Consider the following 22,350-nt stretch of genomic DNA (forward strand, 5'->3'; position numbering starts at 1 on the left):
ATGATACGCCTTTCGATCTCCGCCGGTTTCACCGCGTTTGCCGCGCCTGCAACAGCGCACGCTGCCGAACTGCCTGATACGATCAGGCAGGCGGGTGAATTGCGGCTCACGGTCAACTCGACCTACGCCCCGATGGAGTATCGCGATCCGGCGACGAATCAGCTCGTCGGGCTCGATATCGATCTCGCCAACGAGCTCGCGAAACGGCTGAATGTGAAGATCATCTGGAGCGAAACGCCGTTCGCCGAACTGATCCCCTCGTTACAGACCAAGCGCGCCGATTTCATCATCAGCGGTATTTCGGATCGCAGCTCACGGCGCGAGACCGCCGACTTCGTCGACTATCTTACCACGGGTCCGCAGTTCTTCGTTCTGGCGGAGAACGTGGCGAAGTCCGCTGTTGATCTCTGCGGCAAGAAGGTCGGTACAACGCGAAGCACCAGTTTCCCGGTCGAGATCGAGAAGTGGAGCAAGCAGAACTGCGAAGCCGGCGGAAAGCCCGCCGTGCAATATGTTCCGGGTGAAAACAGCATCGACGTCCGCAACCAGCTCAAGCAAGGTCGCATCGATGCTGCTGTGCAGGGCAGCGAGACGCTACCCTACGCCCAGCAACAGGAAACGGGAAAATACCGCGTCGTCGGAGAACCGTTCGCTATCGGTTATCAGGGCATCATGTTCCGGAAGGACGACGCGGTGCTGCGCGAAGTGGTGACAGAACACCTCGCCGCGATGATCGCGGACGGCTCCTACAGGGGCATTCTCGACAAGTACGGGCTAGGCGCGCATGCGGTCGAGCGACCGATGATGAATGCAGCCACGCAATGAGCAACGCAACCACGCTTGCCGTAGGTTTCCCCGATCTTTCGAAGATGACGGTGGCGCGTCAGCCCCATTGGAGACGGTGGCTCGCCGCGGCCGCAATTCTCGTTACACTGGCCGCCATCGGGCGAGCCTTCGCCAACGGTCAGATCGAATGGTCGTATGTCAGCCGCTTCCTGACGGCGCGTGTGATCCTCGAGGGCATCGTCAATACCATGGTGATGGCCGTGTTCGCCATGGCACTCGGCATCGCTCTCGGCGTCGTTGTCGCGATCATGAGGCTATCGCCCAATCCGGTGCTGAAGTCCGTCGCCGCCGGCTATACTTGGTTGTTCCGCGGCACGCCGCTGATCCTGCAACTGCTGCTGTGGTTCAACATCGCCCTGGTGTTTCCGACTATTGGCATTCCGGGCCTGTGGTCGGCGCGGGCAGTCGATGTCATGACGCCATTTCTGTCCGCGCTCCTCGGCCTCGGCATCAATCAGGGCGCCTACACATCCGAAGTGATGAGGGCGGGCATGCTGTCGGTCGACGCCGGACAATATGAGGCCGCGAAGGCCATCGGCATGGGACGGCTGCGCGCGCTGCGCCGGATCATCCTGCCACAGGCGATGCGGGTGGTGATCCCGCCGCTCGGCAACGAGTTCATCGGCATGGTGAAAGCCACCTCGCTCGCAAGCGTCATCCAATATCCGGAGCTGCTGCACAGCGCCGAGAATATCTATTACGCCAATTCGCGTGTCATCGAACTCCTGATCGTCGCCGGTCTCTGGTATCTGCTCGTCGTATCGATCTTGACGCCCTTGCAGATGCTGCTCGAACGACGCTTCGCGCGCGGCTTTTCGCAGACCGGCCGATGACCCGCCACCTCGTCGCCATCCGTTCCATCAGCAAGACTTTCGGAGAGTTTCAGGCTCTCAGGCAGGTGTCGCTGGATGTATCGGCGGGCGAAGTGTTGTGCCTGATCGGAGCTTCGGGATCGGGCAAGACGACGCTGCTGCGTTGCATCAATCAGCTTACTCCGGTCGACAGCGGCGGTATCTGGCTCGACGGCGAGTTGCTGGGCGTACGCGAAGAGGGTGGACGAATGCACCGTCTGACGGAACGCCAGATCGCGCGGCAACGATTGAAGACCGGCATGGTATTTCAGCGCTTCAACCTCTTCCCGCACAAGACGGCGCTCGAAAATATCACCGAAGGTCCAGTGCAAGTGCAAGGCCGCGACCGGCAGGAAGCACGGAGCGAAGCCATGGAGCTGCTGCGGCGCGTCGGGTTGACGGCGAAAGCCGATGCTTATCCGTCGCAGCTCTCGGGCGGCCAGCAGCAGCGGGTGGCGATCGCTCGTGCGCTGGCCATGAAGCCGATGCTGATGCTGTTCGACGAACCGACGAGCGCGCTCGACCCTGAACTGGTGGGTGAGGTGCTCTCGGTCATGAAGGAACTTGCCCAGAGCGGCATGACGATGATGGTGGTGACGCATGAGCTCGGCTTTGCGCGCGAGGTCGCGGACAGGGTCGTTTACATGGACCACGGCGCCATCGTGGAGTCCGGATTTTCGAGGGACGTCCTCGGCGCGCCCCGCGAAGCGCGCACTCGAGCCTTTCTCTCCGCGGTGATCTGATGGGGCAGCTTCAATGATGAAACTATATCTAGTGATCGTACTGATTTGCGGCACCGCTTCGGCCGTGGCAGTCGAACTGCCCCCGGGAATCGTAAGGCAGGGCAGCATCAGGGTTGCGATCGTGCCGAACTATCCGCCGATGGAATTTAAGGATCCGGCCACGAATACCCTGACCGGCTTCGATGTCGAGCTTGGCGAGGCGCTCGGGCGAAAGCTCGGTATCAAGATCATCTGGCAGGAAACCAGTTTCGACCAGATGATGCCCGCAATCACGAGCGGGAGAGTGGATGCAATCCTGTCTGGAATGACGGACCTTGCGAGCCGGCAGGACAGTGCGACCTTCGTCGACTACCTTCGCAACGGGCCTCGCTTCTTCGTCCAGCAATCACGCGCCGCGGAGTTCAAGGACACGATGGCGCTTTGCGGGAAAAAGGTGGGGGCCAGCCGGCGCACGTCCTTTCCGAAGCTGATCGCCGCCTGGAGCGATGCCCATTGCGGCGGCAACCCGATTAATTTCGTCGGCACGGAAGGGTCCGCCGATGCAAGGACGCAGCTCAGGCAGGGGCGGCTCGACGCGGCCGTGCAGGGCGGCGAGACGCTTCCCTACATGATGGACCTCGAACCTGGCGCCTATGTCCCGATCGGCGATGTTTTCGCGGTCCAGTTCACCGGGCTTGCCTTGGGCGTCAAGGAGAAGGCGCTTCAGCAAGCGGTCGTGGAGGCGCTGGATGCCCTGATCGCGGACGGCTCCTACCGTGCTTTGCTTGCGAAGTGGAAATTGACCGACTACGGCGTAGAGAAGGCGACGATCAATGCCGGACAGTAAAGCGCTCGCGAGCATTCCGCTCATTCCGGCGAACACCGCCCCGCCGGCCCCGGACTATCCCTGGCCCAAATCCTATACGTCCGCGATGTTCCTCTCCTTTGACGTGGACGCCGAGAGTGCCTGGACCAGCAAGGACGCTCTGCACGCCCAGCGTCTCATCACCATGAGTTATGGCGGCTACGAGGCGCGTGTCGGCACGCCGAAGCTGCTGGAGCTGCTCGATCAGCTTGATCTGAAGGCGACGTTCTTCATCACCGGCTGGTCGGTGGATGCGCACCCGGCGATGGCTGAGGCCATTCTCAAGGCCGGTCATGAGATCGGCCATCACGGCTATCACCATCTGCTGCCGGATCCGGGCGACCCCTGGATCGAGGAAGAACTAGAGCGGGGTTTTGAGACGCTGCAGCGCCGGCTTGGTGTCAAGCCGATCGGCTATCGGGCGCCCTATGGCGAGTTCACCGAAGAGTTGCGTGCAGCACTGGTGCGTCACGGCATCATCTACACCTCGTCGTTTCGGGACGACGTGCGGCCCTACCGCCATCGCCTTGCCGATGGCCGGCCGGGCACGATCGAGCTTCCGGTGACCGCGAGCTATGACGACTGGATGCACGGACTGTCTGCCCGTTTCAGCCCGCGCTCGATCTTTCCGAAGGAGCACGTGCTCTCGATCTGGAAGGACGAGCTCGACGAAGTCAGGGACTGGGGCGCGATGGTCACGACGGTGCTGCATCCACAGTGCAGCGGCCGTCCCATGCGGCTTCGTCTGCTGCGAGAATTTCTCACCTACGCCAGATCCTGCTCCGATCTGTGGATCGCAACCGGTGGGGCAATCGCGGCGAATTTCCAGGTTCACGAGACGGCTGCTGCTACGAGCGCCGATCACGCGTCACGATGAGGAGACATTCCATGCTCGTTTCCCGCCGCTCCCTGTTGCGGGCTGCGGCTGCGGCGCCGGCACTTGCACTGCCAGGTGTCCTGCGCGCTCAGTCACAGACCACGCTGCGCTTCGTTCCCGTGATCGATTTGGCCTTCGTGGATCCGATCTACGCCACCGCCCAGGTCACACGAAACCATGGCTTCATGGTCTACGATACGCTCTACGGCATAAATTCGGCGCTCGAGGTCTCGCCTCAGATGCTGTCCGGTCACGTCGTCTCTAACGATCAGCGGCAGTGGGATCTCACGCTGCGCGATGGGCTGTTCTGGCATGACGGCGAGCGCGTGCTGGCGCGCGATTGCGTCGCGAGTATCCGCCGCTGGGCGGCGCGCGACGGATTTGGGGCCGAGTTAATCGCTGCGACCGACGAGTTGTCGGCACCCGACGACCGGACCGTCCGGTTTCGGCTAAAGCGTCCGTTTCCATTGTTGCCCCAGGCTCTCGGCAAGGCCGCGGTCCACGCGCCGTTCATGATGCCGGAGCGGCTGGCAAGCCTGGATCCTTTCAAGCCGATCACCGAGGTCGTCGGCAGCGGCCCCTTCCGCTTTGTCGCGAACGAGCGTGCCCAGGGAGTACAAAACGTCTACGCCCGGTTTGAGCGCTATCAGTCCCGTCAGGAAGGGAAGTCGGACTGGACCGCCGGCCCCAAGATCGTGCACTACGATCGCGTGATCTGGACGACGATGCCGGACGCGGGGACGGCCGCCGCTGCCCTGCAAACCGGTGAGCAGGACTGGCAGGAAACGGCGCCGCACGATCTGCTGCCGGTGCTGAACGCCACGGGCGACATTACTACCCGGGTTCTCGATCCGCGGGGCTATACCTGCATGCTTCGTGTCAACCATTTGCAGCCGCCGTTCGACAATCCCGCCATTCGTCGCGCGCTGCTGGGCGCGATCAATCAAGCGGATTTCATGACGGCCGTCGCAGGCAGCGATCCGGCCTATCAGTTTTCGCCGATCGGCTTTTTTGCGCCGGGAACCCCGATGGCGAACGATGTCGGCCTCGATGTCTTTCGAGGCCCGCGCGACATGGCAAAAGTCAGGGCGGACCTGAAGGCGGCCGGCTACAATGGCGAGAAGGTCGTCCTGCTCGTCCCGACCAACTCGGCTGCCCAAAAACCGCTCGGCAACGTGGCGGCCGACATGCTGCGGAAGGCCGGCATGAATGTGGAATTTACGGCACTGGACTTCGCGGTCGTGCTGCAGCGGCAACAGAAGAAGGACCCGATCGGTCAAGGCGGCTGGAACGCCGCCGTCGGCAACTGGCAGGGGATCGATTGGCTCAATCCGGCCGCCAATACCAATCTGCGCGGCGAGGCCAACGCGGCCGGTTGGTACACGAGCGAGAGGATGGCGGCGTTGCGAAGCCAGTGGCTGGCAGCGCCCACGCTCGCCGAGCAGCAGCGGGCCTGCCGTGACGTCCAGGCGCTGGCGTTCCAGGAAATTCCATACTTCCCGATCGGTCAGTACAAGCAGCCGACCGCATACCGCAAGAGCATCACCGGAATCCTTGACGGAACCGCGGTGTTCTGGAACGTGCGGCCGGCATGAGTATGATCGCGATCTTCGGCAGCTATGTGTTGTCACGGCGCGATGGCGCGCAAGAGGTGCTGCGCGATCATTGGGTGTTGCTCGAAGGCAGGCGGATCGCCGCGGTGACGCGCGACAGGCCTGCCGCAGCCGAGGTGTTCGACAGGCCGGGCCGTTTTGTGCTGCCCGGCCTGATCAACATGCACAATCATTGCTTCAGCGAGGCTGTCGCCCGGACCCATTCGGAAGATGGCAATGGCCGCCGGAACAACCAGAGCATCGTCTACACGGTACTGTTGCCGCTGACCAAACGCGGCGCCGACCTGCTGTCGCCGGCGGAACGGCTCGCGGTCGCGCGGCTTGGCATCCTGCAACTGCTGAAGGGCGGTGCCACGACGGTGATGGAGCCGTTTCGCAACTCCATCCCGGAGATGTTCGACGCTGCCGAGGAAATGGGGATCCGGTTCTACGGCGCGCCCTACCTGTTCTCTACTTCGGATGCGAAGGCTGAACCGGATGGCGTGGTGCGCTATGCGGGTGACGACGGCCGGGCCGACCTGAACACCTGGAATGCGCTCTACCAGCGCTGGAACGGACGCGGCGAAGGTCGGATCGGCCTAGCGATGAGCCCGCACGCGACCGACACATGTGGTCCGGATCTGCTGAAGGCATGCGCGGCTCGCGCACGCGAGCTCGATGTTCCGATCACGATCCATGTCGCCCAGAGCGCCGCCGAGGTCGCCACGATCGGCGCACGCTACGACGGCCGCACGCCAGCCGAATTTCTCGACTGGCTGGGCTTGCTCGCGCCAGACCTTCTGGCGGCCCATTGCATCGCAAGCACCGACAGCGATTTGAAGCTGATGGCGGCCAGGGGCGCCACGGTGCTGAACTGTCCGCGCGTGTTTGCGCGCGCTGGCATCACCGCCGCGTTCAGCCGGTTTGCGGGGCATGGCGTCAGGACGGTGGTCGCAACCGATGGCTACAACATGGATATCCTCGGCGAACTGAATGCCGCTTCGATGATCTCGAAGATCGCGTCCGGACGCGCGGATGTGGCAAACGCGCCGGATCTGATCGAGTCGGTCACTGCAACCGCGGCTTCGCTGATCAAGCGGCCGGACCTCGGGGTGATCGCCCCGCGCGCAACCGCCGACCTCACCGTCGTCGACCTGACCCATCCGCACCTGCAGCCGCTGTTCGATCCCAGACGCGGACTGGTCGCGCTTGCGAACCGCGCCAATATCGATCAGGTCGTCGTTGATGGACGCGTGCTGATCGATGCCGGCCAGTACATCAATGGTGACGAGGCCGCGATAATTTCGGCCGCAACCGCAGCGATCGGCAAGATCTGGGATTTGCCGGAAGCGCAGGCGGCCTTCAATGGTTGACGGCCGGTTCATCCATCCGCTTCCCTGGATAAACGGGCAGCGCTCGTGTCGCTTCCTTCACTGTCATATCAGGAGATGAGGATGGCTTTCGATTTGATGCTGCGCGGCGGTCGGGTGATTGACCCCTCCCAGAAGCTCGACGCCGTGACGGATGTCGCCTTCGCCAACGGCAAAGTCGTCATGGTCGGGAACGAGCTCAAGGCCGATCCGGGAACGGACGTGCGCGACGTGTCGGGTTACATCGTTACCCCGGGCCTTATCGATCTGCACACTCATGTCTATTGGGGCGGCACTTCGCTCGGCATCGACGCCGAGGAATTCTGCCGCATCTCCGGCGTCACGACGGCGGTCGATACCGGCAGCGCCGGCCCCGGTAATTTCGCAGGGTTTCGCAAGCATGTGATCGAGCGGAGCGAGGTCCGCATTCTCGCCTATCTGCACGTCTCGCACGCCGGCATTTACGGTTTTTCGCATCGGGTCATGGTCGGTGAGAGCGAGGAGATCCGGCTGATGAACCCGATCGACGCCGTCGCGGTGGCGGACCAAAATCGCGACCTGATCGTCGGCATCAAGGTGCGGGTAGGGCGCAATTCCTCGGGCACCTCCGGGATCGTGCCGCTCGACATCGCGCTCGAAGTCGCAAACGAGGTTGGCATGCCGCTGATGGCGCATATCGACCATCCGCCGCCGAGCTACGAGGAAGTGGTCGCGCGCCTACGCCCTGGCGATGTCCTTACCCACGCGTTCCGGCCGTTTCCCAATACGGCCGCTACTGCCCAGGGCACAGTGAAGAAGGTCGTGCTGGAGGCGCGCGAACGCGGCGTATTGTTCGACATCGGCCACGGCAAAGGCTCGTTCGCCTTCAAGACAGCGCGGGCAATGCTCGCCAATGGCTTTTATCCGGACACCATCTCCTCGGATGTCCATCTCCTGTGCATCGACGGCCCAGCGTTCGATCAGGTGACGACCATGTCCAAGTTCCTTTGCATGGGCATGCCGCTCCCGGATGTGATCGCGGCTTCGACGGTCAATGCGGCGATGGCGTTGCAGCGCCCTGAACTGGGCAGCCTCAAGCCGGGAAGCGTTGGAGACGCCACCCTGATCTCGATCCAGCAAGGCCAGTTTGACTACGTTGACGTCGTGGACGAGCACCTGATCGGCGATCGCAAGATCGTGTCCGAAGGCGTCGTGATTGGCGGCCGTTGGTGGCACCCGCAACAATCGTCGAAATTTAAGCAGCGCGTGGGCTGAAGCTGCTGGCATACCGCTTGCAAGCATTAAGGAGACTAATTGCCATCCGTCTGACTGGCCTGTTTCGCCTCATTTAGTGCCGAACCCCTCGGCCGATGAAATGAGCGGAACCGCCGCAACAAATTCGAGACTGGGAGAGCACCATGGATCGCAGGACTCTGTTGAAAGGAATAGCCGGGGTAGGCAGCCTGGCGGCAACCGGCGGCCTTTCGATGCCAGCTCTTTCCCAAGGCGCCGCGGCGCGCACCTTGCGCTTTGTGCCCCAGGCCAACCTCGCGAATTTCGATCCCATCTGGGGGACCCAGTATGTCGTGCGCAACGCGGCTGCGATGGTGTGGGACGCCCTCTACGGCCTCGACGCCACGCTGCAGCCGCAGCGCCAGATGGTCGAGTCCGAGGAAGTAACCGACGACGGTTTGACCTGGACCTTTCGCCTGCGGCCGGGGCTGAAATTCCACGACGGCGAGCCGGTGCTGAGCAAGGACGTGGTGGCGAGCCTCGCGCGTTGGTCGGTCCGCGATCCCATGGGGCAGATGATCAAGGCGATCCAGAACGAGCTCACCGCCGTCGACAACAAGACCTTCAAATGGGTGCTGAAGCAGCCTTATCCGAAGATGATGCTGGCGCTGGGCAAGAACAGCACGCCCTGCGCCTTCATCATGCCGGAGCGGATGGCCCAGACCGACCCGTTCAAGCAGATCGCCGAATATATCGGCTCCGGCCCAATGAAGTTCGCGAAGGGCGAGTGGGTGCCCGGCGCTAAGGCGATGTTCGAGAAATTTGCCGATTACGTGCCGCGGCAGGAGAAGGCGTCCTGGCTCGCCGGTGGCAAGCAGATGCTGATCGACCGCGTTGAATGGGTGGTGATCCCGGATCCCGCCACCGCGGCGGCCGCGCTGCAGAATGGTGAGATCGATTGGTGGGAGAATCCGATTCCCGATCTCGTGCCGGTGCTCAGGAAGAACCGCAACATCAGCGTCGACATCGCCGATCCGCTCGGCAACATCGGTGCGTTCCGGATGAACCACCTGCACCCGCCCTTCAACGACGTGAGGGCGCGACGTGCGTTACTCACGGCGCTGAGCCAGGAAGATTACATGCGTGCGTTGGTCGGGGACGATACTGCGCTCTGGAAGCCGCTGCCGGGCTTCTTCACGCCGGATACGCCACTCTACACCGAGGAGGGTGGCGAGATCCTGAAAGGCAAGCGCGATTTCGCAGCGGCGAAAAAGCTGTTGGCCGAGAGCGGCTATACGGACCAGCCGGTCACGTGCGTCGTGGCGCAGGATCAGCCGATCACCAAAGCGCAGGGCGATGTCACGGCGGATCTGTTGAAGAAGATGGGCATGAATGTCGACTTCGTCGCAACCGATTGGGGCACGGTCGGTTCGCGCCGCGCCCAGAAGACGCCTCCGGGTCAGGGAGGCTGGCAAATGTTTCACACCTGGCACGCTGGCGCGGACTGCATCAGCCCCGCCGCCTACAACGCCATTCGCGGCAATGGCGACAAGGCGTGGTTTGGATGGCCCAGCAGCGCGACCGTGGAAAAGGAAGTCACGGCATGGTTCGAGGCCAAGAGTATCGATGAAGAGAAGGCCGCGGCGAAGCGCCTCAACAAGGCAGCGCTCGAGGACGTCATCTATGCGCCGACCGGATTCTTCCTGAGCTACACCGCGTGGCGCAAGAACGTCTCCGGTGTGGCGAAGGGGCCGCTGCCCTTCTTCTGGGGCGTGTCGAAGTCCGCATGACGCTGCGGTGAACCCACATGGTCTCGTATATTTTCCGGCGCATTCTCGCGACCATGCCCGTGATGGCGATCGTCGCGTTGTTCGTCTTCAGCCTGCTCTATATCGCGCCGGGCGATCCGGCGGCGGTGATCGCGGGCGACCAGGCGAGCCCCGCCGACGTGGAGCGTATTCGCCAGGCCCTTGGCCTCAACCGGCCATTTCTGGTCCAGTTCGGGAGTTGGGTCTGGCGCATCCTGCACGGCGATCTCGGCACCTCGATTTTCACCAACCTGCCGGTCGGCTCGCTGATCGCGCAGCGGATCGAGCCGACATTGTCGCTGATGGTGATTACCCTCGTCTTGACGCTTCTGATCGCAGTGCCGCTCGGCGTGGTGGCGGCGTGGAAGGCGGGAACCTGGCTGGATCGCACCATCATGGCGTTTGCCGTGTTCGGCTTCTCGCTTCCCGTCTTTGTTGTCGGATACGTCCTCGCCTACGTGTTCGCGTTGCATCTCGAATGGCTTCCCGTGCAGGGCTATACGCCGCTGGCGGAAGGCTTCTGGCCGTGGCTGGTGAACCTGATCCTCCCCGCCGTAGCGCTCGGCTGCGTCTACATCGCGCTGATCGCGCGCATCACCCGTGCCGCCATGCTTGAGGTGTTGCAGCAGGATTATATCCGCACCGCCCGCGCCAAGGGCCTGGGGCAGAACAGCATCCTGTTCGTTCATGCGCTGAAAAACGCCGCCGTTCCGATCGTGACGGTAATAGGCATCGGCATCGCGCTCCTCATCGGCGGCGCGGTGGTGACCGAAAGCGTGTTCGCCATCCCGGGGCTTGGCCGGCTGACGATCGATGCGATCTTGCGCCGCGACTACCCGGTGATCCAGGGCATCGTCCTGCTGTTCAGCTTCCTCTATGTACTGGTCAATCTGATGGTCGACGTCACCTACACCCTGGTTGATCCGAGGATCCGCTATTGACCGTTTCAACCTCCAAAACGGCGCGACTACCGTCCGGCTTTGTCGTCGCGCCGCAATTGCCGGATCTGCTGGTGTCGGTGAAAGTCCGGCGCGGCGTCCTCGGTTTCCTGCGCAACCATCCGACGGTTGCGATCGGCGGCGCCTTGCTCCTCTGCCTCGTATTGGTTGGGATCCTCGCACCCCATCTCGGAACCGTCGACCCGACCGCGCTCGCTCCCGCCAAGCGCACGCGCGCACCATCGGCGGACTTCTGGTTTGGCACCGACGCGTTGGGCCGCGACATCTATTCACGCGTGCTCTACGGAGCACGGGTCTCGCTCATCGTAGGACTTTCGGTGGCGCTATTCGCCTCGCTCGCCGGTCTCGCCATCGGGCTTGTCTCGGGTTTTGTGCGATGGGCGGATGGCATCGTGATGCGCTTCATGGACGGGCTGATGTCGATCCCGCCGATCCTGCTCGCCGTCGCGCTGATGGCGTTGACACGCGGCAGCGTCGGGAACGTCATCCTGGCCATCACCGTCGCCGAAATCCCGCGCGTTTCGCGTCTCGTGCGCAGTGTCGTGCTGTCACTGCGCGAGCAGCCCTATGTGGACGCTGCCGTGGCATCCGGCACGCGAACGCCGATGATCATCCTGCGCCATATCCTGCCCAACACGCTCGCGCCGATGCTGGTCCAGGCGACCTATATCTGCGCCAGCGCCATGATCGTGGAGTCTATCCTCTCTTTCATCGGCGCCGGCACGCCGCCCACCATTCCATCCTGGGGTAACATCATGGCCGAGGGCAGGGCGCTATGGCAGGTAAAGCCCTTCATCGTGTTCTTTCCCGCCGCGTTCCTGTCCGTGACCGTGCTCGCCGTCAACTTGCTCGGCGACGGCCTGCGTGATGCGCTCGATCCACGAATGGCTAAGGGCCTATAGAGCATGGCGTTGCTCGACGTCCAGAATCTGCAGACTCATTTCCGCACCCCTGAGGGTGTCAACCGCGCCGTCGATGGAGTCTCCTTCCACGTCGACGAAGGCGAGACGCTGGCCATTGTCGGTGAATCCGGCTGTGGCAAGTCGGTTACCTCCATGTCGCTGATGCGGCTGATCCCCGAGCCTCCGGGCAAGATCGCGGGCTCTATCCGTTTCCAGGGAAAGGATCTGCTGCAACTCTCCGAGCCCGAGATGCGCGCCATCCGCGGCAACGACATATCGATGATCTTCCAGGAGCCGATGACAAGCCTCAATCCGGTGCTGACCGTCGGCCGGCAGATCGGCGAGACGCTGCGGATGCATCAGGGGCTCGACAAGCAGGCCGCACTGGCGCGTGCTGTCGAGATGCTGACATTGGTTGGCATCCCCGAGCCGGCGCGGCGCGTGCGCGAATATCCGCATCAGCTTTCCGGCGGCATGCGCCAGCGCGTGATGATCGCCATGGCGCTCGCCTGCAACCCAAAACTCCTGATCGCCGACGAGCCGACCACGGCGCTGGACGTGACGATCCAGGCGCAGATCCTGCAACTGATGCTGGATCTCAAGCGCCGCGTCGGTGCGGCGATCGTTCTGATCACCCATGATCTCGGTGTGGTCGCGGAAATCGCCGAGCGCGTCATGGTCATGTATGCCGGCCGCAAGGTTGAGGAGGCGCCGGTGGCCGAGCTGTTCCGCTCCCCCCGTCATCCCTACACACAAGGCCTGCTCGGCGCGTTACCGAGGCTCGGCTCCTCCCTCACCGGCGCGGCGAGGCGCCTCGCCGAAATCCCCGGGCAAGTGCCTAGCCTGAAGCAGCGGATCGAGGGTTGCGTCTTTGCCGGGCGGTGTCCGCTCGCCACCGATCTCTGTCGGGAGTTCGCGCCGGGTCTGGAAGAGAAGGGGCCACGCCACATCGCCGCCTGCCATTACGCGCCCAAAGAGGCGGCCGCGGCATGAGCGTTCCGTTGCTTCAGGTCAACGACCTCAAGAAGCATTTTCCGGTCCGCGGCGGCCTGTTCAGCCGCAAGTCCAACTGGGTCTATGCCGTGGACGGCGTATCCTTCGAGGTCCAGCGCGGCGAGACCCTGTCGCTCGTAGGCGAGTCCGGCTGCGGGAAGTCGACGGTCGGCCGGGCCATCCTGCGACTGTTCGATATCACCGCCGGTCAGGTGGTGCTGGATGGCCAGCGGATCGACGATCTTTCGCCCGGCGGGCTGCGCAGCATGCGCCGCCGCGTGCAGGTCGTGTTTCAGGATCCGTTCTCGAGCCTCAATCCGCGGATGCGCGTGCGCGATATCCTGGCCGAGCCGATCCGTAATTTCGGTCTCGCCAAATCTTCCGCCGAACTCCAGGCGCGCGTTGCGGCGCTGATGGACACCGTGCGCCTGCCGCGCGACGCGCTAAACCGCCGGCCTCACGAATTCTCGGGCGGTCAGCGCCAGCGCATCGGCATCGCCCGGGCACTCGCCGCGGAACCCGAACTGATCGTCTGCGACGAAGCGGTTTCGGCGCTCGATGTCTCAGTCAAGGCGCAGATTGTCAACCTGCTGCAGGATTTGCAGCAGGAGTTCGGCCTCGCGCTGCTCTTCATTAGCCACGACCTGGCTGTTGTCGAGCACATGACGCACCGCGTTGCCGTCATGTATCTCGGCAAAATCGTCGAGATGGCGCCAAGGCAGCAAATCTTCACCGCGCCGAAGCACCCCTACACCAAGGCGCTGCTCTCGGCAGTGCCGGTGCCCGAGCCCGGAGCCGACCGCAACGCCATCATTCTCAAGGGCGACGTGCCGAGCCCGATCAATCCACCCAGCGGATGCCGCTTCCACACCCGCTGTCCGTTTGTGTTCGATCGCTGTCGGACGGAGGAGCCGGAGCTTCGGTCGACCGGAGGCGGCGAGTGGGTGGCCTGTCATCTCAAAGCGGTACCGGAAGTGCCAGGCCCGCTCGGTGATCCAAGATAGGCGGAATTGACTCCCAGCGAACGGAAAATTCTAATGATCAAATCCGACTAAGAACGGACTGCGAAAGTCGTCAAATCTCGGGCTGCATCGCACTTGTTCGGCGCAGCTCACAAGCTTTCGGGGAAATATTTCATGCGCGTCGTCAATGTTGCCGCCGCCCAGATGGGTCCGATCCAGAAAGCCGACAGCCGCCAGGCCGTCGTCAAGCGCATGATTGAGCTGATGGATGAAGCCAAGGCGAGGGGGGCCGACCTGATCGTCTATCCGGAGCTGGCGCTCACGACGTTCTTTCCGCGCTGGTACATGGAAGATCAGGCCGAGGTCGATGCCTGGTTCGAGCGCGAGATGCCGAATGCGGCGACGAAGCCGCTGTTCGAACGCGCCGCGCGGCACCAGATGGCGATGAATTTCGGTTATGCGGAGTTGACGCCCGAAGGTCATCACTTCAACACCTGCATCCTCACCGACAAAATCGGCAAGATCGTTGGCAAATACCGCAAGGTTCACCTGCCGGGCCATTCGGAATTCGATACCAAGCGCGCCTTTCAGCATCTGGAGAAGCGCTATTTCGAGCCCGGCGACTTCGGCTTCAACGTCTGGCGCGCACTCGGTGGCATTTTTGGCATGGCGATCTGCAATGACCGGCGCTGGCCGGAGACCTATCGTGTCATGGGTCTGCAGGGCGTCGAGATGGTGCTGATCGGTTACAACACGCCCTCGGTCAATGCGGAGAAGAGCGAGGAGGGGCCGGAGAAGCGGCTGTTTCACAACCGCCTCTCAGTGCAGGCCGGTGCGTATCAGAACTCGACATGGGTTGTGTGTGTCGCCAAGGCGGGCGTCGAGGACGGTCACCCATTGATCGGCGGTAGCCTGATCGTCAATCCGGATGGTGAGATCGTTGCTGAGGCCAAGACCGAGGAGGACGAACTCCTGGTGCACCCTTGCGATCTCGATGTGACCGTCTTCGGCAAGCAAACGATCTTCAATTTTGCCCAGCACCGCCGCATCGAGCACTACCGTCTGATCAGCAGCCGCACTGGTGCGGTGCCGCCGCCGGAAACGTGAGAAGAGTGCAACGCGACAGCGGCAGACCGTAGGGAGGCCTAGTGACGCGAGAACTGCACCACGCCCAGGGCCATCGCCACGGCCGCCTGCGTCGGGTCGATCACGGGAATGCCGAGCGCGTCTTCCAGCGGCCTGCGGTGACGCGCCATGCCGGCACAGCCCATCACGATGGCACCGGCGCCATCCTCGTCCTTCAGTGCACGTCCCACCTCGATCATCTTTGCCAATGTCCCTTCGCCCGACGCGGTTTCCGCCACGCTCATGTTGAGCGGCCGCTCGGCGGTCAGCCGGTCCATCAATCCCATTTGCCTGAGATAGCGCAGATGCCGACGGATCGAGCGCTGGGCGATGGCGATGACGCCAAAGGTTTCCGCGCGCGCCAGCGCCGTGAGCACACCGCATTCGGCGATGCCGAATACGGGCCGGTTGGTGCCCTCGCGGCAAACGTGCAAGCCCGGGTCGCTGTAGCAAGCAATGATGAAGGCGGCCGAGCTATTGTCGCTCTCGACCAGTCGGCGCAGCGGCATCGTCACGCCGTCGACGTCAGCTTGACTCTCGATTCCGTAAGGCCCTTCGGCCAGCGTTTCACAGACCAGCTCCGGCCCGCCCTCGAAGTCGAGCGGCTTCAACGCTTCCTCCAGCCCTTGCGTTACCAGGCGGTTGGAATTGGGATTGATGACGAGGATGCGCGGCCGGGACATGGTGTTTTTCCTGCCAGATCAGACGTTGTCGCGATTTGGAGCGAAGCAACGACTATGCCACGCAAGCATGGTCGTTGGTTGGAAACAAGAGTGGACAAGTGTGACGTACAGGCTGAGCTTCCTCACCTGACAGACATATCACGGAGTGTTCTATGACTGAACCCGCCTATGACCTGATCATCCGCGGCGGACGCATCGCGACCGCGACCGATGTCTTCGAGGCGGATGTCGCCGTCTCCGGCGAGACCATCGCCGCCATCGGCCGCGGACTCGTCACGGGCAAGCGCGAGATCGACGCGCGCGGCAAGCTGGTTCTGCCCGGGGGCGTCGATGCACACGCCCATATCGAGCAGTTGTCCGCTGCCGGCATCATGAACGCCGATACGTTCGAGAGCGCCACCGTTTCGGCGGCGTTCGGCGGCACCACCACCGTGATCCCGTTCGCCGCCCAGCATGTCGGCATGAATTTGCGGCAAGTCGTCGAGGATTACCATGCGCTCGCCAAGAAGGGCGCGGTGATCGACTATGCCTTCCACATGATCATCGTCGATCCGACCAAGGAAACCCTGGAGGAACACGTTCCGGCGCTGGTCAAGCAAGGGCACGCCTCGATCAAGATCTTCATGACCTACGACCGGCTGAAGATCGACGACGAGCCGTTGCTCGACATTCTTGCCGCAGCACGCGAATCCGGCGCCTTGCTGTGCGCCCACGCCGAGAATCACGGCATCATCGCCTGGATGGTGAAAAGGCTGCTCGCGCGCGGCTACACCCAACCGAAGTATCACGCCATCAGCCATGCCCGGATCTCGGAAGCCGAGGCCTTCAATCGGCTGATCGGCATGGCAGCGCTGATCGACCAGCCGATCATGATCTTCCATGTTTCGACGGCAGAAGGCGCCAAGGTCATCCGCGATGCGCGAGGACAGGGTCTGAAAGTGTTTGCGGAAACCTGTCCGCAGTATCTGTTTCTCACCGCCGATGATCTCGACAAGCCCGGCGCCGATGGAGCCAAGTGGATGTGCAGCCCGCCGCCGCGCCGCGTTTCCGACCAGGAAGCCCTGTGGCAGGCGCTTGCGCTCGGCGATCTCCAGACCGTGTCATCCGACCACGCGCCCTATCGTTTCGACGAAACCGGAAAGTTGCGCGCCGGCCCCAACCCCAATTTCAAGCAGGTTGCGAACGGGCTGCCGGGACTGCAGGTGCGGCTGCCGCTGCTGTTCGACGCGATGGTGTCGAAGGGACGGCTCGGGCTTGAAAAGTTCGTCGAGTTGACCGCGACGGCGCCGGCCAAAATCTACAACCTGCATCCCCGCAAGGGCTCGATTGCGGTCGGCGCCGATGCCGACATCGCGATCTGGGACCCGGCTCGCGAAGTGATCCTGAATGACGAGATGATGCATGATCTTGCCGGCTATACGCCTTTCGCGGGCCGCAAGCTGCGCGGCTGGCCGGTTACCGTACTCTCGCGCGGCCGCATGATTGTCGCTGACGGCAAGCGTTCTGCGGAAGCAGGCTCCGGGCGCTTCCTTCCCCGCAATGGGGGTGATGCGGCGAAGCCGACCGGCCGTCTCGTCGCCGACATGGATCCTGCACTGAATTTTGGTGCGAAACTGCTGTGAAAATGAGCCTGTCCCGATGAGGGTTGTCATCTTCGGCGGTACCGGTTTTGTCGGCGTGAACCTGGCGGGCACGTTGCTGGCGCGTGGCCATCAAGTGACGTTATACGATCGCAAGCAGCTACCGGTGGCGGCAGAGCGGTCCCTGGCCGGTCATGCGGAAAGCCTCGGAGTTGTTCAGGGCGAGATCACGGACACGGAAAGGATCGGAGCCGTCATCGGCAAAGGCTGCGATGCGATCGTACTGGGTGCCGCGATAACTGCCGGCGAGCATCTCGAGAGGACGGCAACCGAGAGCATCCTCCAGATCAACGTGCTGGCTCAAATGCCGATCTTGAAGGCGGCGATCCGCCATCGCGTTCGCCGGGTCATCAATCTTTCTTCGGCGGCGGCCTATGGCGCCGCGGGGCAACGCTATCAGCTACTGGGTGAACAAACCCCCTGCGATCCGGTTTCGTTTTATGCGCTCAGCAAATTCGCGTCAGAACGGTCTGTGGCGCGGCACGCCGATCTCTGGGACCGCGACTTCCTGAGCGTGCGGCTGAGCGCTGTGTTTGGTCCCTGGGAGCGGATCGGCAAGGTACGCGATACCCCAAGCCTGCAGTTCCAGATACTTGCCGAATTCAGTCGCGGCGAGCCAGCGATCCTGCCGCAGCCAGGCCTCAAGGACTGGATTTATGCGGCCGACGCCGCTGAAGCCGTCGCGGTGCTGCTCGAAGCGGAGCGGCCGCGTCATCGGCTCTACAATATATCGAGCGGCACGGCATGGTCCGCGCTGCAATGGGGCGAGGCGTTTGCGGCGTTGCATCCCGGGCTGCAGTGCCGGCTAGCTACACCGGGAGAGAAAACCGTTATCAAGCTGCATGGGCCCGACCGCGCGCCGCTTTCGATAGAGCGGATGGCGCAAGAGTTCGGCTGGCGCGCGCGGTTCGGCTGCGCCGATTCCGCAGCCGATCTGAGCAGTTGGTGGACGAAGCATCGAGAGGAAAGCCTAACTTGAGACTGTTAGGGCGGACTGCGATCGTGACGGGAGCTGGCTCCGGCATCGGCCGTGCAAGCGCGATGCTGTTTGCGAGAGAAGGCGCGTTCGTCGCCCTGGTCGATCGCGATGGCATGGGCCTGCTCGAAACCATGGCGGCTATTGGCGAGACAAACGGCGACGGATCGGTGCATGTCGGCGATGTCGGCGACGCTGATTTTGCGAATAGCGTCGTTGCCGAAATCGTTGCTCGGCGCGGCAGACTCGATGTGCTGATGACCGCCGCCGGGTTCTCCTGCGGTGGCACCGTTCTGACGACCGATCCTGCCGATTGGGACGCGGTGTTCCGTACCAATGTCGGCGGCACCTGGCTGTGGTCGCGCGCGGCCGTGCCGCAGATGCAGAGGCAGGGCAGCGCCTCGATCATTACGCTGGCTTCGCAGCTCGCTATCGCGGGTGGCAAGGGCAACAGCGCCTATATCGCCGCCAAGGGTGCGATCATCAGCCTGACGCGGACGATGGCGCTGGATTTCGCTGATGATGGGGTTCGCGTCAACGCCATTGCGCCGGGAGCGATCGACACGCCGATGCTTCGGCGCAGCTTTGCCCGTCATACACATCCGGATCCGGTGCGTGAAGCGTCCCGCAACCGCCATGCGATGAAGCGATTTGGCAAAGCGGAGGAGGTCGCCGAGACTGCCTTGCATCTTGCCAGCGATGCGTCCTCGTTCACCACCGGCACCGTGATGGTGGTCGATGGCGGTTGGCTTGCGGCATGAATAGCGCGCTTGCAGCACTTGAAGCGCAAGTCCGCGCCGATCTTGCCAAGACCGCGCATCCGAGCTCGGCATGGCTCCACGCCAAGCCCGGACCGGACGGCAAGCCGGCGCTGGACGCTCTCATCATCGGCGCCGGTCAATCCGGCATAGCCATCGGCTTCGGGCTCATGCGCTCCCAAGTCACCAACATCCTGGTACTGGATAAGGCTGAAGAGGGATCGGAAGGACCGTGGCTTACCTATGCGCGCATGCCGACGCTGCGCAGCCCAAAGCACTACACCGGCCCCGATCTGGATATCCCGAGCCTCACCTACCAGTCCTGGCACGAGGCCCGCTTCGGTAGCGAACACTGGCAAAATCTTGATCTGATCCCGCGCGACCTCTGGGCCGAGTATCTGCTCTGGGTCAGGCGCGCCGTGGAGTTGCCGGTGCGCAATGGCTGCGAACTACTGGAAATTTCTCCGGCCGCCGGCGGCCTGCTTGCCGCCGTAGTGACGAGCGCGGGCGGTGTCGAAACGCTCTACACACGCAAGATGGTTCTGGCGACGGGCCAGGAAGGGATGGGCAACTGGACGATACCGGAGCCGCTGCGCCACCTGCCGCCCATGTTCGTGGCGAACGCTGCCGACAAGATCGATTTCGAGGCGCTGCGTGGCAAGCGAGTCGCAGTGATCGGCGCCGGCGCATCCGCCCTCGACAACGCGGCGACCGCGTTGGAAGCGGGCGCCAGCGAGGTGCGCCTGCTTTGCCGCCGGGCCGAGATTCAGTTGATCCAGCCCTACCGCTGGCTGACCTTTCGCGGCTTTCTGCGTCATCTCAGCGATCTGGACGACGCCTGGCGCTGGCGCTTCATGCGCGCCATCCTCGAAATGCGAGAGGGATTCCCGCAGGCAACTTACGACCGCTGCGCGCGCCACGCCAATTTCTCCCTGCACGAAGGCGCGCCGGTCGAGGCTGCACGAGAGGTAGGCAACAAGGTCGAACTGCACACGCCGCGCGGCAAGTTCACTGCGGATTTCATCATCTGCGGCACCGGCATCGACATGAATTTTGCGGACCGGCGAGAACTGTACAAGTTTGCCGGCAATATCGCGACCTGGGCCGATCGTTACCAGCCGCCCCCGGATGAGCGCAGTGCGCGTCTCGGCCGCTTTCCCTATCTCGCCGATGATTACGCCTTTATGGAGCGCGTTCCGGGAGGGACGCCCTGGATTTCCAACATCCATTTGTTCGCTATCGCTGCTACGATGAGCTTCGGTCCTTCCGGATCCTCGATCAATGCGATGACCACGGCGGTGCCGAAGCTGGTGCATGGCCTGACGCGCGGACTGTTCCGCGCTGACCTTGAGCAGCACTGGGCTGCGTTCAACGCATATGACGTGCCACAGGCGGTTGTCACGCGGCAGACGGAAATCGCAGGAAAAGCAGGATGATTCCGCATGTGCTGGAGCCGGTTAGCCGCGCACGCTTGGGCCGTTACCCGGGGACGTTGGCGCGTTACTTGCTTGGGCTTTAAAGGCTTCTCTCAGGTGTTCTGGTTGAAATTCAAGGGAAAAAGCATGCGACTGATCTCTTTCAAAATGATGCTTCAGGCGACCGCTGTCCTGGCACTGTTGCTCGCCGCCACCGGGCCCTTGCGGGCGCAAACCCGGGCCGAGACGCTGCGCTACGTGACGGGTGCGTCAGTCAATACGCTCGATCCCAACATACCGGGCGCCACCCGCGAGTCTTTCGCCGTGAGTCTTAGCACCTATGACCGGCTGGTTTCCTTCGGCCGCAAGCAGCTCAACGGCAAATGGGTGTTCGATCTCGAGAAGATCACGGGAGAGTTGGCGGAATCCTACGACGTCAGTCCGGACGGATTGAAGATCACGTTTCACCTGCGCAAGGACGCCAAATTCCAGGACGGCTCGCCGGTGACAGCCGAAGACGTTAAGTGGTCGCTCGATCGCGCTGTTACGGCGCCGGTCCTTGGAAAAAACCAGTTGCTTACGGGCTCGCTCACTTCGGCCGACCAGTTCAAGGTGATCGATCCGCTCACCTTCGAGGTGGCATTGCCAAAGCCGGACAAACTCGCTTTGCCAAATCTCGCCGTCGTCTATCCGATCATCATCAACTCGAAGGTGGCGAAGCAGCATGCGACGGCGGAAGACCCGTGGGCGATGGCTTGGCTGAAGGAGCATACAGCCGGCAGCGGCGCCTATGCAGTCGAGAGCTTCAAGCCGGGCGAACAGGTGATCCTCAAGCGCAACGAGGGCTGGAACCGCGGCACGGCCGACAAGGCTGCGTTCTTCAAGCGGGTGATCGTGCAGTCGGTGCCGGAGCCGGCAACGCGCGCCAACCTGGTCGAACGCGGTGATGCCGATCTCGTCATCGATCTGCAGGCGAGCGACGTGCAGTCGCTCGAGGCCAAGGCCAAGCTCAAGGTGATCTCGACCCCGCAGTACAATGCAGTCACCTTTGTTTCGATGAACAACCAGATCCCGCCCTTCGACAACGTCAACGTACGCCGCGCCATTGCCTTCGCGCTGCCCTATGACGACATGTTTAAGGCGGCGCTGTTCGGCCGCGGCGCGCCGCTGTTCGGCGCAACCTGGGAGGCCGGCAAGCCTCCGAACGGCGGCTATCCGATCCCGCAACCAGTGAAGGTCGACCTCGACAAGGCCAGGGAGTATCTGAAAGCCGCGGGCCTTCCGGAAGGGTTTGCGACCACGTTCAGTTTCAATGTCGGCCAGGCTTCCACCGCCGAGCCGATGGCGGCGCTGGTGAAGGAATCTCTCGGCAAGATCGGTATCAAAGTCGATATTCAGAAGCTGCCGGATGCGCAGATGTCGACGCAGATCAACGAGAAGAAGCTTCCCTTCTTCATCGAGGGCATCGTAGCCTGGCTGCCTTCCACCGACTATTTCTACCGGAACTTCTACATCGGCAACCAGCGCTGGAATTACAGCTCGATCAACCATCCCGAGCTGACGGCGATCGCCCAAGAGGCCCGTTTCGAACCCAACAAGGTCAAATACGAGGAGGACGGCCGGAAGCTCAATGCTATCCATTTCAGCGAGATGCCGCAGATTCCACTGTGGCAGCCGAACCAGGACGCGGTGATGGCGCCATCGGTGGAAGGTTACACCTACCAGTTCCACCGTCAGGTCGATTATCGCGACCTCAGCCGCAAGTGAAGTAGCAGCAAGTGATCGCTCGAAACG

At 62.8% G+C, this 22,350-nt stretch carries 20 protein-coding genes; 19 read left to right on the forward strand and 1 reads right to left on the reverse strand.

Annotated features, from left to right (window positions below):
* From CQ13_RS27185 to CQ13_RS27250, 14 genes are all read left to right on the forward strand, one after another.
* Entirely contained in the window at positions 1-825 is an 825-nt protein-coding gene (locus CQ13_RS27185; RefSeq protein WP_057845908.1) for an ABC transporter substrate-binding protein, read from the forward strand.
* Positions 822-1,679, forward strand: coding sequence for an amino acid ABC transporter permease (locus CQ13_RS27190; protein ID WP_057845909.1), 858 nt, complete (start codon positions 822-824; stop codon positions 1,677-1,679). Before CQ13_RS27185 ends, CQ13_RS27190 begins: the two co-directional genes overlap by 4 nt.
* Positions 1,676-2,440 carry an amino acid ABC transporter ATP-binding protein gene (locus tag CQ13_RS27195; protein WP_057845910.1) on the forward strand — a complete coding sequence of 255 codons (765 nt, stop codon included), beginning with the start codon at positions 1,676-1,678 and terminating at the stop codon, positions 2,438-2,440. Before CQ13_RS27190 ends, CQ13_RS27195 begins: the two co-directional genes overlap by 4 nt.
* A 16-nt stretch (positions 2,441-2,456) precedes the next feature.
* Positions 2,457-3,266 (forward strand): ABC transporter substrate-binding protein, encoded by an 810-nt coding sequence (locus CQ13_RS27200; RefSeq protein WP_057845938.1) that lies wholly within the window; start codon positions 2,457-2,459, stop codon positions 3,264-3,266.
* On the forward strand, positions 3,253-4,161 hold the full coding sequence (locus CQ13_RS27205; protein ID WP_057845911.1) for a polysaccharide deacetylase family protein: 909 nt from the start codon (positions 3,253-3,255) through the stop codon (positions 4,159-4,161). The genes CQ13_RS27200 and CQ13_RS27205 overlap by 14 nt, the downstream gene beginning before the upstream one ends.
* Before the next feature lie 11 nt (positions 4,162-4,172).
* Positions 4,173-5,756: an ABC transporter substrate-binding protein gene (locus CQ13_RS27210; RefSeq protein WP_057845912.1), complete on the forward strand. Its 1,584-nt coding sequence runs from the start codon at positions 4,173-4,175 to the stop codon at positions 5,754-5,756.
* Positions 5,753-7,126: an amidohydrolase family protein gene (locus CQ13_RS27215; protein ID WP_057845913.1), complete on the forward strand. Its 1,374-nt coding sequence runs from the start codon at positions 5,753-5,755 to the stop codon at positions 7,124-7,126. The genes CQ13_RS27210 and CQ13_RS27215 overlap by 4 nt, the downstream gene beginning before the upstream one ends.
* Positions 7,127-7,207: 81 nt before the next feature.
* On the forward strand, positions 7,208-8,377 hold the full coding sequence (locus CQ13_RS27220; RefSeq protein ID WP_057845914.1) for an amidohydrolase/deacetylase family metallohydrolase: 1,170 nt from the start codon (positions 7,208-7,210) through the stop codon (positions 8,375-8,377).
* Between the two features lie 143 nt (positions 8,378-8,520).
* The gene (locus CQ13_RS27225; protein WP_057845915.1) at positions 8,521-10,125 is read left to right on the forward strand and encodes an ABC transporter substrate-binding protein; all 1,605 of its coding nucleotides are present in this window, start codon (positions 8,521-8,523) and stop codon (positions 10,123-10,125) included.
* 17 nt (positions 10,126-10,142) lie between these two features.
* Complete coding sequence (locus CQ13_RS27230) at positions 10,143-11,084, forward strand: ABC transporter permease (RefSeq protein WP_057845916.1); 942 nt, start codon at positions 10,143-10,145, stop codon at positions 11,082-11,084.
* Positions 11,081-12,004, forward strand: a complete 924-nt coding sequence (locus tag CQ13_RS27235; protein WP_057845917.1) for an ABC transporter permease — start codon at positions 11,081-11,083, stop codon at positions 12,002-12,004. Before CQ13_RS27230 ends, CQ13_RS27235 begins: the two co-directional genes overlap by 4 nt.
* Positions 12,005-12,007: 3 nt before the next feature.
* Entirely contained in the window at positions 12,008-12,997 is a 990-nt protein-coding gene (locus CQ13_RS27240) for an ABC transporter ATP-binding protein (protein ID WP_057845918.1), read from the forward strand.
* Complete coding sequence (locus tag CQ13_RS27245) at positions 12,994-14,001, forward strand: ABC transporter ATP-binding protein (RefSeq protein ID WP_057845919.1); 1,008 nt, start codon at positions 12,994-12,996, stop codon at positions 13,999-14,001. Before CQ13_RS27240 ends, CQ13_RS27245 begins: the two co-directional genes overlap by 4 nt.
* A 132-nt stretch (positions 14,002-14,133) precedes the next feature.
* Entirely contained in the window at positions 14,134-15,066 is a 933-nt protein-coding gene (locus tag CQ13_RS27250; protein ID WP_057845939.1) for an N-carbamoyl-D-amino-acid hydrolase, read from the forward strand.
* A gap of 38 nt (positions 15,067-15,104) precedes the next feature.
* On the opposite strand, the gene CQ13_RS27255 is transcribed toward CQ13_RS27250, so the two are convergent.
* A complete protein-coding gene (locus CQ13_RS27255; protein ID WP_057845920.1) occupies positions 15,105-15,767 on the reverse strand; it encodes an aspartate/glutamate racemase family protein in 663 nt (220 codons plus the stop codon).
* A gap of 152 nt (positions 15,768-15,919) precedes the next feature.
* Here CQ13_RS27255 and hydA point away from each other — a divergent pair, with 152 nt between their 5' ends.
* The 5 genes from hydA to CQ13_RS27280 all read left to right on the forward strand — a co-directional run bounded on the left by hydA (position 15,920) and on the right by CQ13_RS27280 (position 22,323).
* A complete protein-coding gene (gene hydA, locus CQ13_RS27260; RefSeq protein WP_057845921.1) occupies positions 15,920-17,389 on the forward strand; it encodes a dihydropyrimidinase in 1,470 nt (489 codons plus the stop codon).
* A 16-nt stretch (positions 17,390-17,405) separates the two neighbouring features.
* The gene (locus CQ13_RS27265) at positions 17,406-18,386 is read left to right on the forward strand and encodes an NAD-dependent epimerase/dehydratase family protein (protein ID WP_057845922.1); all 981 of its coding nucleotides are present in this window, start codon (positions 17,406-17,408) and stop codon (positions 18,384-18,386) included.
* Positions 18,383-19,144 carry an SDR family oxidoreductase gene (locus tag CQ13_RS27270; protein ID WP_057845923.1) on the forward strand — a complete coding sequence of 254 codons (762 nt, stop codon included), beginning with the start codon at positions 18,383-18,385 and terminating at the stop codon, positions 19,142-19,144. Before CQ13_RS27265 ends, CQ13_RS27270 begins: the two co-directional genes overlap by 4 nt.
* Positions 19,141-20,577: an NAD(P)-binding domain-containing protein gene (locus tag CQ13_RS27275; protein ID WP_057845924.1), complete on the forward strand. Its 1,437-nt coding sequence runs from the start codon at positions 19,141-19,143 to the stop codon at positions 20,575-20,577. The genes CQ13_RS27270 and CQ13_RS27275 overlap by 4 nt, the downstream gene beginning before the upstream one ends.
* A gap of 126 nt (positions 20,578-20,703) precedes the next feature.
* Positions 20,704-22,323: an ABC transporter substrate-binding protein gene (locus CQ13_RS27280; RefSeq protein WP_057845925.1), complete on the forward strand. Its 1,620-nt coding sequence runs from the start codon at positions 20,704-20,706 to the stop codon at positions 22,321-22,323.
* The last annotated feature ends 27 nt before the right edge of the window (positions 22,324-22,350 follow it).

The organism is Bradyrhizobium retamae (genome assembly GCF_001440415.1).
Classification (GTDB): domain Bacteria; phylum Pseudomonadota; class Alphaproteobacteria; order Rhizobiales; family Xanthobacteraceae; genus Bradyrhizobium; species Bradyrhizobium retamae.

Coding starts and splice junctions, on each gene's coding strand:
- CQ13_RS27210 (WP_057845912.1), top strand. CDS start 4,173: ATGCTCGTTTCCCGCCGCTCCCTGTTGCGGGCTGCGGCTGCGGCGCCG.
- CQ13_RS27250 (WP_057845939.1), top strand. CDS start 14,134: ATGCGCGTCGTCAATGTTGCCGCCGCCCAGATGGGTCCGATCCAGAAA.
- CQ13_RS27190 (WP_057845909.1), top strand. CDS start 822: ATGAGCAACGCAACCACGCTTGCCGTAGGTTTCCCCGATCTTTCGAAG.
- CQ13_RS27280 (WP_057845925.1), top strand. CDS start 20,704: ATGCGACTGATCTCTTTCAAAATGATGCTTCAGGCGACCGCTGTCCTG.
- CQ13_RS27240 (WP_057845918.1), top strand. CDS start 12,008: ATGGCGTTGCTCGACGTCCAGAATCTGCAGACTCATTTCCGCACCCCT.
- CQ13_RS27205 (WP_057845911.1), top strand. CDS start 3,253: ATGCCGGACAGTAAAGCGCTCGCGAGCATTCCGCTCATTCCGGCGAAC.
- CQ13_RS27195 (WP_057845910.1), top strand. CDS start 1,676: ATGACCCGCCACCTCGTCGCCATCCGTTCCATCAGCAAGACTTTCGGA.
- CQ13_RS27215 (WP_057845913.1), top strand. CDS start 5,753: ATGAGTATGATCGCGATCTTCGGCAGCTATGTGTTGTCACGGCGCGAT.
- CQ13_RS27275 (WP_057845924.1), top strand. CDS start 19,141: ATGAATAGCGCGCTTGCAGCACTTGAAGCGCAAGTCCGCGCCGATCTT.
- CQ13_RS27265 (WP_057845922.1), top strand. CDS start 17,406: ATGAGGGTTGTCATCTTCGGCGGTACCGGTTTTGTCGGCGTGAACCTG.
- CQ13_RS27230 (WP_057845916.1), top strand. CDS start 10,143: ATGGTCTCGTATATTTTCCGGCGCATTCTCGCGACCATGCCCGTGATG.
- CQ13_RS27255 (WP_057845920.1), bottom strand. CDS start 15,767: ATGTCCCGGCCGCGCATCCTCGTCATCAATCCCAATTCCAACCGCCTG.
- CQ13_RS27245 (WP_057845919.1), top strand. CDS start 12,994: ATGAGCGTTCCGTTGCTTCAGGTCAACGACCTCAAGAAGCATTTTCCG.
- hydA (WP_057845921.1), top strand. CDS start 15,920: ATGACTGAACCCGCCTATGACCTGATCATCCGCGGCGGACGCATCGCG.
- CQ13_RS27200 (WP_057845938.1), top strand. CDS start 2,457: ATGAAACTATATCTAGTGATCGTACTGATTTGCGGCACCGCTTCGGCC.
- CQ13_RS27185 (WP_057845908.1), top strand. CDS start 1: ATGATACGCCTTTCGATCTCCGCCGGTTTCACCGCGTTTGCCGCGCCT.
- CQ13_RS27225 (WP_057845915.1), top strand. CDS start 8,521: ATGGATCGCAGGACTCTGTTGAAAGGAATAGCCGGGGTAGGCAGCCTG.
- CQ13_RS27220 (WP_057845914.1), top strand. CDS start 7,208: ATGGCTTTCGATTTGATGCTGCGCGGCGGTCGGGTGATTGACCCCTCC.